Source organism: Faecalibacillus faecis (genome assembly GCF_003024675.1).
GTDB classification, from domain to species: Bacteria; Bacillota_I; Bacilli_A; order Erysipelotrichales; family Coprobacillaceae; genus Faecalibacillus; species Faecalibacillus faecis.
Genome location: NZ_PYLP01000010.1, coordinates 38,754 through 52,968, shown reverse-complemented (window position 1 = coordinate 52,968; position 14,215 = coordinate 38,754). Strand labels below are relative to the sequence as shown.

Here is a 14,215-nt window from a genome sequence, read left to right as displayed (position 1 = left end):
ATAACACATTAATCTCGACAAATAACTTTAACTACAATAATTGTCATATCATCTAAATCCTTTTTAGAAAAAGCCTTTTGATAAAGAAATGATGCCATTTCATGAATATTCATTTCTTCCAAATCTTCTTTATAAGTTTCTAAAATACTTAAAAAATGTTCTCCTACGCCATCACTTACAATAACAAATAAATCATTTTCTTGTATTTTCATATCATAAGAAAGCATTTTTAAACGCGAAGACATACCAATTGGAAGTGAATGTGATTTTAAAGTATCAATTCTCTGATTTCTTATTAAATAACTTTCGTACGCACCATATTTAATGACTTTTAAACGAGAACTCATTAAATTAAAATCAAATAAATCTAATGTTGTATACATATCTCCTTGATTTTTAATCTTTAATAATGCATTAACTGTATTAATTGTATCTTTTAAAGAAATTCCATTTTTTACCAATTGACTTAATACATCCAATGTGAGTTTACTTTCTTTATAAGCTACATATCCTTGTCCCATCCCATCAGACAACGCCACATAATGATGTTCATCATAACCAAAGGATAAAAAACTATCCCCACAGTTTTGACTTTCTAGGGCATATTGTTTCTTAGATATTTGTAAAGCATATTTAAGTTCATGTTTTAAAAGTAAAGAAACATAACCTAAGTGATGATATTGTTTCTTTAAAGATACAATATCAAGTGTTGTATTTAAATAAGTTTCTAAGATAGGAATGAGTTCTTCTTCTATCGTTTTTTGATCGATATCTTCTAAGCCTATTTCCAATAAATAGTTTTGATAATCTTTTTTTATTTTCTTTAGATAATAAACTTCAAAACGATAAGCTCTTAAATGTTCAAGCAATCTTTTTTCATCATTTTCATCCTCTAGTCTTTCCGAAAAGTTTTGAAAAACATGTCCCATAATAGAAAACTCTTGTAAAAGATCTTTCTTTAAATGAAATTGTGCATGATCAAGTTTCATCATCTTATAATAACCTTTTTGATGATTATTCAAACTTCTTAAATATTCATCTGGTTTTAAACAATGTTGATAAACATAATCAAAATCTAAAGCATCTAAATCTCTTTGAATTCCTTTAGAAATCAATTTACCTAACCGACTCATCCCTTCTTGTTTATAAAAACAATAATTCTTTGAGGAACAGTTATAACAAACATCTTCATATACATATCCTACATATTCTGATAAATGGGTTGTTTGTGATTCTTCTTTAAAGACTTGTGTTAATTGATTGAATAAAGAAGAAAAAGCTTCTGCTTTACTTTTTAGTTGTTCCTGATATGTTTTTTCTTTATAGTTTTTATCAATTGATAAAGCTTGTGTTTTTAATTGTGGAGAAAGTATAAATAAAAAGACAGGTACTAAGATAACAAATGCATAGTAATAATAATCATAGGTAATAAAGAATGGTAATATAATATGACATAGCATAAAAAATGATATAAAAAGATATTTATTTTTTGGTTGGATCATAAAGAAACAACCCATAGGAAGAATAAGAGATAATACTTCATCTTTGAGTGTTGGTGATATAAAAACAAAGATGATGGAAAGATATAAGATAATAGGCATGACTTTCTCTATTGATAAATAGTAAATAGAAAGCAATAAAAAATAACGAATAAATATCATGGTATAAGTTGTATTATATGGTATAAAGGCGATAAAGAGTGTACAGATTATAAGAATAAGTGATTGTAGTCTTTGGATTGTGATTACATTTTTATTTTGGTGAATAAGTAAAGGAATGATATTTTGATCTATGATTCCATTAAAAAATGTAAGTAATGTTAGAAAACTTATTTGAATAAGATTGTAATGATTTGCATAAAGAAACGGTAATAAAATCAAACTGATAACGATTGGTAAATATTTGGTTTTTAAAAGATGCGTAACATTAAGAAGTAAAAAAGTTAAAGTAACTGTTATAAAAACAGTTACTGTAAAGAAATCTTGTTGAAGAATGCTTAAGAAACTTATAATTGATAAATAGCCTATAAAATAAAAGGTTCCACTTCCAAAGGCAACAATGAATAAAGGAAGGGTAAAAGGCAATGATGTTCCTTGTATTTTTGAATAATAAAAAATCATAGTTGTCATCAACAAGGTCAATGGTAAAATATAATGCATACGTTTTTGTTTGTTTTGTATAACTAAATCCATTTTATTTCCACCTCATAGACATTATATAGACTTCTTTTTAAATATTTTGTCACTAAAAAAAGACATCTTAAAATTGATGACTATTTGTTTTATACATATTCTTTTTTAATTGCACTTTAATTTAAAAGAGCACTTCATAAAGCGCTCTTTTGTTGATTGGGACTCCTCATGAAAGCCAAATATCACATTATTTTCCTAGCCCGTGCCAGGCTTGGGGGCCAATCACCTTCCCTTGGTTTGCCTATCTCAGACACATTGCTGAGGCAAGGCAATAGAATCACCTAATTACAGCTACCTACCACACCCTAGAACTAATAAGCTAGTTCAACTCTATTTTTGGATATTTTATCCATTAATATTACCATTTTGAAAGAATACTCTTTCCTCACTATTACGTTAACATTAATGATATTCGTTTTCAATGTGAATAACTTATATTCTCTCTTTTATTTTACGCACATTTTTTATTTATTTAACATTTTTCGATATAAGACATCTTGATAAAACCATGATTTATGTATTCTATCAAAACCATGTCTTGTAAGTAGTTTAATTGAGCGATCATTATCTTCATAGACATGACATAAACAAATCTTAAAATGATATTCTTCATACATATATTGAAGAATTGCTTCTAAGGCTTCACTGGCATATCCTTTAGACCAATAAAGACTATCTAAAGTATACCCAAGGGTAAAAGTTGTATGTCCATCTATTTCTATAAAAAGATCACCAATAAGATAATTCTCATCTTTTAAATAGATTCCTAATTGATAATTACCTCTTTTTCCATGAAAAGGATGCTTTATACAATAAGTAATACGTTGTTTTGCTTTTTCTATTGGATATTCATCCCATGATTGATACTCAGCTACTTCTTCTTTATCACGATATTCGCTAAAGCGTGCTATATCTTGTAAAGATATAGCTTGTATCTTTATTCTATCTGCTTCTATCATCATTTTAAATTATAATAGATAAACAACATTCTATCTTTTCCATTAATATCTTTTATGATTTCAAAAGGATAATCTCCAAAGAATTCTTTGATTGCAGTTTCCATAAGCTCTCTTTGATCAAATCCCATTTCAAAAGCTAATAAAGCTTTATCATTTAATAAAGGTTTTACTTCTTTAAAAATCTTACGATAGAAATAAAGACCATCATTTCCTCCAAATAAAGCAACATGAGGTTCATTATCTTTTACCATTGCTTCAATATCTTGATCATTAGGAATATAAGGCGGATTAGAAACAAAGATATCTACTTTTTCATGTGTGTCTAATAAAGGTTGTAACATATCTCCATTTCTAAATTCTACATTTGCGCCTAATGTTTTCGCATTATCTTGAGCGACAACTAAAGCTTCTTTAGAGATATCTGTCGCAATGACTTTTAAACGTGGTTCTTCTAAGGCAAGAGTAATCGCAATAGCCCCACTTCCTGTACCGACATCACATAAATGAATGTCTTTATAATCATTAAAGTAATCATCTATACGATATAAAATATTTTCTACTAATTCTTCTGTTTCATAACGAGGAATGAGGACATCTTCATTCACTTTAAAATCTCTACCAAAGAAACTCTCGCAACCTTTAATATATTGAATAGGTTTTCCTTGATAATATTCTTCCATTCCTACTAGAAAAGCTTTTTCTAATTCAGGTTCTACTTCTTCATTCATCATTAAATAAAGTTCATGAGGTTCTTTCTTCGCAAGATGATAAAATAAGACTTTGGCAACATTGACATCTTTATGTTCATCATCTAATTTACTTTCGGCTTCCCTAATTAATTCTCTAACTGTTTTCATTATTTTTGTCCTTCTAATTTAAGACGTTGATCTTCATTGATTAAAGCAGTAATAATATCATCTAATTTACCTTCAATAATACGATCTAATTGTTGAATTGTAAGTCCAATACGATGATCTGTTACACGGTTTTGTGGATAATTATAAGTTCTGATTTTTTCAGCACGATCTCCAGTACCAACCTTCGATTTTCTTTCACTATCAATGGCTTCTGTTTGTTGAGATTGGAAGTAGTCATAAACACGCGCTACTAAAGCTTTCATTGCTTTATCACGGTTATCATGTTGAGAACGCCCATCTTGGCTTGTTGCCACAATTCCTGTAGGTAAGTGAGTGATACGAACAGCTGAATCTGTTTTGTTGATATGTTGTCCTCCCGCACCACTTGCACGATAAGTATCAATTCTTAAATCACTTTTATTGATTTGTACATCAACTTCTTCCATTTCTGGCATAACTAAAACTGTCGCAGTTGAAGTATGCACACGTCCTTGCGTTTCAGTCTTAGGCACACGTTGAACACGGTGTGATCCAGATTCATATTTTAATTTACCATAAACACCATCGCCAATAACGTTGAATGAAATAAGTGAGAAGCCTCCAGCTTCTGATTCTTCAGCTTCCATAACTTCTACTTTCCATCCTTGGCTTTCTGCATATTTTACATACATTCTATATAAGTCACCTGCAAAGATATTTCCTTCATCTCCACCAGCAGCTCCACGGATTTCCATAATAACGTTTTTATTATCATTTGGATCTTTTGGAATTAATTCTAATTCTAATTTTTTGATGATTTCAGGCATTCTTTCTTCTAATTCATCTAATTCCATTTTTGCCATTTCTTTAATTTCAGGATCATTTTCCTTCATTAATTCTTTAGCACCATCAATGCCGTCTTTTACTTCTTTATATTCTTGAAACAAATCATAAGCTGCTTGTAAAGAAGCTTGTTCTTTTGTAACATCTGTCATTTTTTTAATGTCAGTTCCAATATCTGGATCCATTAACATATGACCTAATTCTTCATATCTATTTTCCATAGATACTAATCTATCTAACATACTTTCATTCATAGCTTCTACCTCCGTTAAATTTTTATACTCATAGCACAATAATAATACATGAAACAAATGATTTAAACAAGGAAAAATGGGCATTAATGCCCATTTGGAACTTGATCTAATAATTCTTTTTCTTTAACTAAATCTGCATATAATAAGTCACCCTGTAAAATGATCAAGAAAATAAGAGCACCCCAAATAGCACGATCTTTAAAATAAGCACATAAAACAGTTGAGAAAATAGCTCCTCCAATAAAACATAAAATCATACATAAATGTCTTAAAGAACGATTTAAATATTTCCTTTCATGTCTTTTTCTTAACCAACGTACAAAGAAACTTCCTGTTTGTCTAATATGATTTGTAACAAAAGTTGTTGCCATTCCTACCTTTTCTGCTTGTCTAAAAGTATTAAACTGCATTGCACAAATAAAGTTGATAGTTACTTGGAAGACCTGATCTGGAACACTGTTAGGAAGTAGTCCTAAAATAATAACAGTAATAATTTCAACGCCAATTAAAATAGTATCCCATCTTAGCTTTTTATACTTCTTTATTTTTAAAGCTAAATATTCTGAAACCATGGTTCCAATAAAATAAGAACTAATAGGAATCAATAAATAGGCCGCTCTTGACCAATCCATATTTCCCAAAGCCATCCCAAATAAAACAATATTCGCTGTTTGGGCATTACAAAAAACACCACCTTTAACAGAAAAAGTATAAGCGCCAAAGAACCCACCTACGGTAATCAACAACAAGAAACAACGCCAACGCTCACATTCTAGAAAGCCTTCTTCTTTTTGTTCAAGTTCTTCTTCAACTTCTTCTAATTCATTTTCTAATTGTTCAACATTCTGTTCAACTTCGTCATAATTTTCCATATTTCTCACCGCGAATATTATAGTCCTACGATAAATTGTTATCAAGATAGAATTTCTTATTTATCGCCAATATATTTCGTAATAATTCTATTTTTCAAAACTTTAATTTCATACATCCCATTATCATATGTATTTCCTTTTTTATTAAAGGACTGAATTGCTTTTTCATAATGATAATAATGTGTTTTATTACTGTCCCATGAAATATTTGATTTTGTTTTTACTACTTTTTCATAATTTAAATTATCTCTTGTGTCATGTTCGGTTTTAATAATGACATATTTTAAAATTTCATCTTTATATTGTGGCTTTTTAATAAAAACATTCAATTGTGGATAATCACTGGTTGTATAGTCTACTTTCTTTTCATAATTTGTGATTTTTGTCTTAACAGTCCAGCTTTCAAAAAACGACTCATTATTTTGCATATTATTAGCTGGAAAAATCAATCCACAAAGAGCTATCGCTACAAATGCGGCAATAGCACTATTATATTTACTGTCCACAAAACGTGATAAAAACACACCAACGATACATACAAGTATCATATAAACAATAAATTTCAAATTAAAATGAAATACAGAATAACATAAATAAACGATTCCACTTATTAAAGTTATAACACTAAAAATAATTGTTAGATTATCTTTTAGTTTATTTATTTTCTTTAATCTATTTAAATCTTTATCCACCTTTAAAGCATAAAGAATAGAAAAATTTAAAATGGTAATAAAGAGTAATATGACTGCTAAAAAGATAAAAACGATCCCAAATCCAAAAGAACTTAAGCCCTCATAATAAAAAGCTGGTTCCCCAATCTCAATAAAGTCTTTAATAAATAATTTACCTAACCAAAATAAGAAAATCGCTAATATTGGGTAAATTAAATATCTTTTCTTTTTAAATTGATTAATTTTATTATTTTTATCAAAGACAAATTCAGTATTTAAATCAGGTGCTTCAACATTTTCATTTTCTAATACTTTAAACCCTTCAAATGAATTATCAACCTCATGATACCCTATTTCTTCCAATAAATCGTCATACTCATTAGATGCAGGTGTGTAATCTATTTGATACTTATAAGTATGTTCATCTTTTATAAAACGATAATAATAACCCACAAAATCTAAACGCCAACCATTTTTTGACATCTCATTAAAATAATCTTGTAATTCTTCATCTAAATACAAACTATTTCTTAAGACATATTTGTATTTCATAAGCTTATCCTCCTATTTGATCTAATAATGAAATTTGTTTAAGCATCCTTTCTTTTTCTTTTTGTAATTTCTTTTTCCCTAAATTTGTAATTTGATAAATCTTTTTATTATTTTCAACTTTAACAAGTTGGATATAACATTCTTTTTCAAATTTTGGTAATAAAGTATATAAAGTTCCAGCTCCTACAGTGATTTCCCCATTTGTTATTTTGGTAATTTCATTCATGATTTCATAACCATGCATCGGTTGATGTAAAACAAGTAATACATAATACATTTGTGGGGTTAATACTTCCATTTCTCTTTTTGGCATTTGTTTCATCTCCTATATCGTTTAACGATATATAGCAATAAAAAAAAACACATACCGAAGTATGTGCCTTTTCTTTGTTTATATTAAGGGGAGGTTTTCTTTTACACCCTTATAATAATATGTTAATGTTAATTTATTGTGAACTTTTTAGTCTTTTTTTAATTTTTATTGGTTTGTTGACCACTTCATGACAATGACGACATCTTGGTTCATAATGATCCACTGCTCCTACTAAAACAACAGGATCATCGAAAGATGCTGGTTTACCATCAACAAGTCTTTGTGTACGTGTTGCTGGTGAACCACATTTTGCACAAACAGCTGTAAGCTTTGTAACAAATTCTCCTCGTGTAAGAAGTTCTGGCATCACACCAAATGCTTCTCCTCTAAAGTCTTTATCAAGTCCTGCAACCATGACACGAACACCTTTATCTGCAAGATATTCACACACATCCACAATTTTTGAATCAAAGAATTGAACTTCATCGATGGCAACAACTTGTACATCATCTGTGACTTTATCTAAGATTTCTTCAGGATCATCAATTGCATAACAAGGAACTTTTCTTCCTGAATGAGAAGCAATTTCTATTTCTGAATAGCGATCATCTATTTTTGGTTTGAAAACAAGTATTTTTTGTTTAGCATAGGATAAAACATTAATACGACGAATTAATTCTTCTGTTTTACCCGCAAACATACATCCACATATAACTTCTATATATCCTTCACGATATTGGTGATACATTTTATTCTCTCCTAACCTCTTACATCTCTTACCCCTTGGCCACCACCATCTGGACCAATAGGCGCTAAATCACTAAAACGGCTGAAATTCTTTTCAAAGGCAAGATTGACTTCTCCTGTTGCCCCATTTCTGTGTTTAGCGATAATAATTTCTGTTAAACCATTATCTTCTTCCTCTTTACCTTCACTAGCTTTATAGTAGCCTTCACGATAAATAAAAGTAACGATATCGGCATCTTGTTCGATAGCTCCTGATTCACGTAAGTCGGACATCATCGGGCGTTTATTAGGTCTTTGTTCAACAGAACGTGATAATTGTGATAAAGCAATAACAGGAACGTCTAATTCTCTGGCTAGCATTTTTAATTGTCTTGAAATATCTGAAACTTCTTGTTGTCTTGATTCACGATTATTGGAACTTCCAGTAATTAATTGAAGATAATCAATAACAATCAAACGTAAACCATGTTCTTGTTTTAATTTTCTACACTTTGCGACAATTTCATTGATTTTTACACCAGGTGTATCATCTATGTATAAATTACATTTACTGACTCTTTCAGCCGCTGCATAATATTTATTCGCATTTGTACGTAAAATTTCACCTGTTCGCATAGTAGAACCTTCAATTCCTCCCATGGAACAGATAATTCTTTGTACTAACTGACTAGCAGGCATTTCTAATGAAAAGATAGCAACTGGTTCTTCGGCTTGATAAGCCACATTATGAGCAATATTTAAAGCAAAGGCAGTTTTTCCCATGGCAGGACGAGCCGCTAAAATAATTAAATCACCCTTTTGTAAACCAGAGGTAATCTTATCAAGATCTCTAAATTTCGTACGTATACCCGAAATATTTCCATCAATACTTTGTAGCTTATTTAAACGATCTGTTACTTCACGAATAACATGTTTAACATCTACGAATTCACCTGCATTACGATCTCGCGTAATGGCAAGCATGGTTTTTTCACTATCATCGATAAAACCATCAATATCTTCAATATCACCATAAGCCCCTTCCGCAATACGCGTTGTTTCATTAATGATTTTTCTTAAGATTGCTTTATTATGAATAATTTTTAAATAATATTCACTATGTGCTAAAGTAGGCACCGAATCACTTAAAACACGTAAGTACTCAACACCACCTACTTTATCCAATTGATTATGATCTAAAAGATAAGATGTGACGGTTGTCACATCAACAGGAATCATTTGTCTTGAAAGCTCACTCATCGCTGTAAATAAAAACTTATGCGATTCTTCATAAAAATCACTTTCCACACACTTATTTAAGATATCTTGGCAAACATCTTTAGAAATAAGCATAGCTCCTAAAAGTGAACGTTCTGCTTCTAAATCATGTGGGAAAACTCTAGGCATCTCTATCCCTCCTATTTTTCAGATAAGTGAACTCTAATTGTTGCAATAACTCCCTTATATAGTTCCACTTTTAAATTTGAATAACCTAACGCTCCAATTGGATGAGCATTGATGAATTTTCTTTTATCTACTCTAATATCATATTTTTCTCTTAATTGTTCAACAATATGTTTTGTTGAAACACTCCCAAATGTTTTTCCATCTTTACCAGATTTTAAAACAAATTCTAAAGTAATACCTTCAATTTTTTCTTTTAATGCTTCGGCATTCTTTTTATTTTCAATATCTTGTAATCTTGCTTCTTCTTTTTGTTGTTCTAAGATTTTTTTAGATGCAGGTGTTTCTTTTACTGCAAGTTTATTTTTAATTAAGAAGTTTTGTCCATATCCATCAGATACTGTCACAACATCTCCTTTTTTACCTACTTTTCTAACATCTTCTAATAAAACTACTTTCATCCTTTTTACCCTCTTTCATCCAAATATTGATCAATCGCTTCTTCAAGCTTATTGATTGTTTCTTTTATACTCTTTTCTTCAACTTGACAAGCGGCCATTGAAAAATGACCTCCGCCCCCTAATTTTTCCATAATAAGTTGAACATTAATACCCGTTTTTGATCTTGCTGAAATCGCAATCTTATCTTTATCAATACGTCCTACAACGAATACCGCCTTAATTTCTGAAATATTTAATAACTCATTTCCAACTTTTGCAAGAAGTGGTCGTGTATGAATATCTTCTTCATTTCCATAAGCAATAAGTGCATCATTACCAAAACGATAAGCATTGGCAGATATATTCATCTTTTCTAAAGTTGTCTTATAATCATCTTGTAAGATTTCATAAGCTTTAGAAACATTTGCTTGCATTTCTTTTAACTTAGAAGCCACTTGGAATGTTCTTGAACCCACATGGGTTCTAAAATAGTTTGTATCAATTAACATTCCCGCATACATGACAGTTGCTTCCATTGGTAAAACTTCTATTTCTACTCTTTGATATTCAAAAAGTTCAACAATAAGTTCTACTGTCGATGAAGCAGCTGGTTCTAGATATGTTAAAATCGGTGAATCCATAAAATCTTCCCCTCGACGATGGTGATCGATAACCACGACTTTATCTGCTTTGTCAATAACTTCTTCACTAATCGCAAGAGTTGGTTTATGATTATCCACACAAATCAAAAGTGTTTCTTCATTTATTAAATCCATTGCTTTCATTGGTGGAATAATAGATCCTTTATACATATCTTCTTTCATCAACTTACGTGCAATATTTCCTGTTTTTTCTTCCAAGGAGCTTTCATCTAAAATAACATAAGCTTTTTTTTCAAAAGCATCCACAAACTTTTTAATGGCAAGTGATGCTCCAAATGAATCTAAATCAGATTGTTTATGTCCCATTACAAGCACATTTTCACTTTGTTTAATTAAACTCGCAAGTGTTTGCGAAATAACACGTGCTCTTACACGATTCGCTTTTTCACTATTTTCACTATTACCACCAAAATAACGAATTTCTTCATCTAATGTTTTAACTGCAACTTGGTCTCCACCTCTTGAATAAGATAAAGAAATGGCACTAAAAGCAAGTTCATCGAGTTCTCTTAAAACCTTTGAGCCTCTACCAATCCCTATAGATAAAGACATTACGGCACCAATTTCTTCCATTTTCGTTTTAAATTCATCTAAAATACTAAAATGAACTTCAACTTGTTTACGATAAATTCTTTCATTGAAAATAGCTAAATAACCATCTTCTTTATATCTTTTTAAAATAATTCCATTATCTTTTGCCCAATCAAAAATCATTTGTCTTGATGTTGTTTCAATCATAACTGATTTTTGTTCATCGGCATACTCAATTGAATCATCATAATTATCAATTGTAAGATAAGCTACGCAAAGTTGTTGATCTGTATATTCTTTTTGAATTGTCGTAAGATCTGTGACATCTTTCAAATAAAGTAAACGTGTTGCTTTTGAATTATAAACTTCATATCTTCTTGAATTGATATCAATTGTACGTACGTCATCATCTTCAAATAATGTAGCAAGCAAGGGTTGCCATTCGAGTAATTTCTTGCCTACAACACGTAAACCAAGTTCATAAAGTAAATCACTGACCCATTCAATATTTCTATTTTCATCATATTTAATAAGCCCAATACCACCAAAAATCAAAGCATTTTTAGCTTCAGCGTGTAAAGCATCTTGAACACTATAATTACTTTCAACAATGGTTTGATGAATATAGTATATTGCTATACTACATAAAATATTCTTTATAAATATATAAACCATTAATGCAAAAGCAATGGTACTTGGAAAAAACATATAGACTAATAAAGAGATTACAACTTCAACGATCAATAAAACAATGACCATATTTCTAAATTGCATCAACTTTTTGATCATACAACAACCTCCTCTTTATTACTTTATATTATACACGAATCAAATATTATTTCATCCTGTTATTTTTATTCATTCTTAAAATAAAGATATTTGTATATACTTTAATAATATAAACTTCTGAAAAAGATAATACGAGCCATAAAATAATAAACGTACTATTCATTAAAAAATCACTCTTTAAAAAAGGTAAAACACTCACAATACTTTGATAAATTTCTTTTGTATCTTGAAATGTATTAAGTCCGAGTAACGAACCTAATAAAAATAAAATAATAAAATTTTTAAAAGCACTGTATCCTCTTAAAACCCACTTTGTTTGTTTAACATCATGTCTTTGACAATAAATATATAAAATACCCAAAGGTAATGTAAAAAACGAGTACAAAGTAAAAAAGAGTTCTCCCGTCATAAATAAAACGACCGTACTTGTAAGCCATACTAAAAACGCCATCTTTTCATTAAAACGAAATGTATAATAGGCAAGTGCTACCGTCATCAAATATATAAACAAGATATCAAACATTGTTCCTGTATAGACATTGATAACCGATAAAACACCAAAGACAGCAGCCATCAAAGCTCCTGTAACCATTTGTTTTGTCTTTTCTCTATTCATTTTATCACCTTGTTTATCATACAACTTTATTTCATTTATGTCACTTATATAGATAAAAAGAGATTCCTAGGAATCTCTAATCTTCAAATAAGCAAGAACCATTTGTTTCAATAACATGTTTATACCAATCAAATGATTTTTTCTTATATCTTTTATAAGTACCATTACCTAAATCATCAGCATCGACATAAATAAATCCATAACGTTTAGACATTTGTTTCGTACTTTCAGAAACTAAGTCAATACATCCCCAAGATGTATAACCCATTAAATCAACTCCATCTTCATAGATTGCATTATACATTTCTCTAAAATGAGCATCAAAATAATCAATACGATATTGATCATCAACTGTACCATTAACAAGTTCATCTTTTGCCCCCAAACCATTTTCAACAATAAATAATGGTTTTCTATAACGATCATAAAGATCAACTAAAGAAACTCTTAAACCAATAGGATCAATTTGCCATCCCCAATCAGAGCTTGGAATATATGGATTTTTAATCGCAATATTTGTATTAGCTGCTGTTTTCTTTAATCCCGCATCATCTTTAGCCACACAACTTGATGAATAATAACTGAATGATACGAAATCTACTGGATATTTTTTCATGATTTCTAAATCATGTTCTTCCATTTTAATATTTAAACCTTCATTTTTAAATTTAGTTAATAAATAAGCTGGATATTCTCCAAAGACTTGTGTATCGCTATAACAATACGTACTTCTCATATCTTGTTGTGCTTGTAAAACATCTTCTGGTTTACATGTATATGGATAATACGTTAACTTAGTAAGCATACATCCGACTTTACAATCAGGATTTTTTTCATGAGCAATCTTTGTTGCAAGAGCACTCGCCACAAATTGATGATGCATTGCTTGGAAAATAACTTCAGTAAAGTTCTTTCCTTCAAAACGGTCTCTTACTAGTCCTCCTGTTGTATAAGGATGTCTAATCATGGAATCCACTTCATTGAAAGTCAACCAATATTTAACTTTATCTTTATAACGATCAGTAATGACATCAACATATTTAATGAACATATCAATAACTTCTCTGTCATACCATCCATCATAATTTAAAACAAGATTGATTGGTGGTTCATAATGGGACATTGTAACTAATGGTTCAATACCATATTTATGACATTCATCAAAAACATCATCATAGAATTTTAAACCTTCTTCATTTGGTTCTTTGTCATCCCCATTTGGAAAAATTCGTGACCATGCAATTGAAAGTCTAAATACTTTAAATCCCATTTCTGCGAATAATTTGATATCTTCTTTATAATGATGATAACCATCTGAACCATGTCTTTTCGGATAAAGACTTGTATCATCACTTTTCATAGCTTTTAAAATTTCTTCTGTTGAAATTTCATTTTGTTTAGCATAATCTTGAACATCTACATCTAAATGATGGCGAGCACAATCGGAAACAGAAACTCCTTTTCCTCCTTCATTCCATCCACCTTCATATTGGTTAGCGGCAACAGCGCCTCCCCATAAAAATCCCTTTGGAAACTTTTTCATCTTTATATCCTC

13 protein-coding genes are annotated in these 14,215 nt (G+C 30.0%); all 13 read right to left on the bottom strand.

The features are described 5' to 3' along the window. Positions 1–8 precede the first annotated feature (8 nt). Complete coding sequence (locus C7U55_RS08645; protein WP_106988221.1) at positions 9–2,192, bottom strand: SpoIIE family protein phosphatase; 2,184 nt, start codon at positions 2,190–2,192, stop codon at positions 9–11. Positions 2,193–2,656: 464 nt separating this feature from the next. Beyond that, a complete protein-coding gene (locus C7U55_RS08640; protein ID WP_048924240.1) occupies positions 2,657–3,154 on the bottom strand; it encodes a GNAT family N-acetyltransferase in 498 nt (165 codons plus the stop codon). Further along, a complete protein-coding gene (gene prmC / locus C7U55_RS08635) occupies positions 3,151–4,008 on the bottom strand; it encodes a peptide chain release factor N(5)-glutamine methyltransferase (protein WP_106988220.1) in 858 nt (285 codons plus the stop codon). The genes C7U55_RS08640 and prmC overlap by 4 nt, the downstream gene beginning before the upstream one ends. Further along, the gene (gene prfA, locus C7U55_RS08630; protein WP_106988219.1) at positions 4,008–5,084 is read right to left on the bottom strand and encodes a peptide chain release factor 1; all 1,077 of its coding nucleotides are present in this window, start codon (positions 5,082–5,084) and stop codon (positions 4,008–4,010) included. The genes prmC and prfA overlap by 1 nt, the downstream gene beginning before the upstream one ends. 83 nt (positions 5,085–5,167) lie before the next feature. Next, positions 5,168–5,956, bottom strand: a complete 789-nt coding sequence (locus C7U55_RS08625; RefSeq protein ID WP_106988218.1) for a YoaK family protein — start codon at positions 5,954–5,956, stop codon at positions 5,168–5,170. A 56-nt stretch (positions 5,957–6,012) separates the two neighbouring features. After that, a complete protein-coding gene (locus C7U55_RS08620; RefSeq protein WP_106988217.1) occupies positions 6,013–7,179 on the bottom strand; it encodes a DUF2812 domain-containing protein in 1,167 nt (388 codons plus the stop codon). 4 nt (positions 7,180–7,183) lie between these two features. Beyond that, entirely contained in the window at positions 7,184–7,492 is a 309-nt protein-coding gene (locus tag C7U55_RS08615; protein ID WP_106988216.1) for a PadR family transcriptional regulator, read from the bottom strand. Between the two features lie 133 nt (positions 7,493–7,625). Beyond that, a complete protein-coding gene (locus tag C7U55_RS08610; RefSeq protein ID WP_048924234.1) occupies positions 7,626–8,240 on the bottom strand; it encodes a thymidine kinase in 615 nt (204 codons plus the stop codon). A gap of 11 nt (positions 8,241–8,251) precedes the next feature. Next, on the bottom strand, positions 8,252–9,625 hold the full coding sequence (gene dnaB, locus C7U55_RS08605) for a replicative DNA helicase (RefSeq protein WP_048924233.1): 1,374 nt from the start codon (positions 9,623–9,625) through the stop codon (positions 8,252–8,254). 11 nt (positions 9,626–9,636) lie between these two features. Then, the gene (gene rplI, locus C7U55_RS08600; protein ID WP_048924232.1) at positions 9,637–10,083 is read right to left on the bottom strand and encodes a 50S ribosomal protein L9; all 447 of its coding nucleotides are present in this window, start codon (positions 10,081–10,083) and stop codon (positions 9,637–9,639) included. Between the two features lie 5 nt (positions 10,084–10,088). Next, entirely contained in the window at positions 10,089–12,044 is a 1,956-nt protein-coding gene (locus C7U55_RS08595) for a GGDEF domain-containing protein (protein WP_106988215.1), read from the bottom strand. A 46-nt stretch (positions 12,045–12,090) separates the two neighbouring features. Continuing rightward, on the bottom strand, positions 12,091–12,660 hold the full coding sequence (locus C7U55_RS08590) for a YybS family protein (RefSeq protein WP_106988214.1): 570 nt from the start codon (positions 12,658–12,660) through the stop codon (positions 12,091–12,093). 76 nt (positions 12,661–12,736) lie between these two features. Beyond that, positions 12,737–14,203 carry a family 1 glycosylhydrolase gene (locus C7U55_RS08585; RefSeq protein ID WP_106988213.1) on the bottom strand — a complete coding sequence of 489 codons (1,467 nt, stop codon included), beginning with the start codon at positions 14,201–14,203 and terminating at the stop codon, positions 12,737–12,739. Positions 14,204–14,215: the final 12 nt, after the last annotated feature.

What these genes read in the sequence shown, in the direction of transcription:
- C7U55_RS08645 (WP_106988221.1), bottom strand. Translation starts at nt 2,192, where the DNA reads ATGGATTTAGTTATACAAAACAAACAAAAACGTATGCATTATATTTTA.
- C7U55_RS08640 (WP_048924240.1), bottom strand. Translation starts at nt 3,154, where the DNA reads ATGATGATAGAAGCAGATAGAATAAAGATACAAGCTATATCTTTACAA.
- prmC (WP_106988220.1), bottom strand. Translation starts at nt 4,008, where the DNA reads ATGAAAACAGTTAGAGAATTAATTAGGGAAGCCGAAAGTAAATTAGAT.
- prfA (WP_106988219.1), bottom strand. Translation starts at nt 5,084, where the DNA reads ATGAATGAAAGTATGTTAGATAGATTAGTATCTATGGAAAATAGATAT.
- C7U55_RS08625 (WP_106988218.1), bottom strand. Translation starts at nt 5,956, where the DNA reads ATGGAAAATTATGACGAAGTTGAACAGAATGTTGAACAATTAGAAAAT.
- C7U55_RS08620 (WP_106988217.1), bottom strand. Translation starts at nt 7,179, where the DNA reads ATGAAATACAAATATGTCTTAAGAAATAGTTTGTATTTAGATGAAGAA.
- C7U55_RS08615 (WP_106988216.1), bottom strand. Translation starts at nt 7,492, where the DNA reads ATGCCAAAAAGAGAAATGGAAGTATTAACCCCACAAATGTATTATGTA.
- C7U55_RS08610 (WP_048924234.1), bottom strand. Translation starts at nt 8,240, where the DNA reads ATGTATCACCAATATCGTGAAGGATATATAGAAGTTATATGTGGATGT.
- dnaB (WP_048924233.1), bottom strand. Translation starts at nt 9,625, where the DNA reads ATGCCTAGAGTTTTCCCACATGATTTAGAAGCAGAACGTTCACTTTTA.
- rplI (WP_048924232.1), bottom strand. Translation starts at nt 10,083, where the DNA reads ATGAAAGTAGTTTTATTAGAAGATGTTAGAAAAGTAGGTAAAAAAGGA.
- C7U55_RS08595 (WP_106988215.1), bottom strand. Translation starts at nt 12,044, where the DNA reads ATGATCAAAAAGTTGATGCAATTTAGAAATATGGTCATTGTTTTATTG.
- C7U55_RS08590 (WP_106988214.1), bottom strand. Translation starts at nt 12,660, where the DNA reads ATGAATAGAGAAAAGACAAAACAAATGGTTACAGGAGCTTTGATGGCT.
- C7U55_RS08585 (WP_106988213.1), bottom strand. Translation starts at nt 14,203, where the DNA reads ATGAAAAAGTTTCCAAAGGGATTTTTATGGGGAGGCGCTGTTGCCGCT.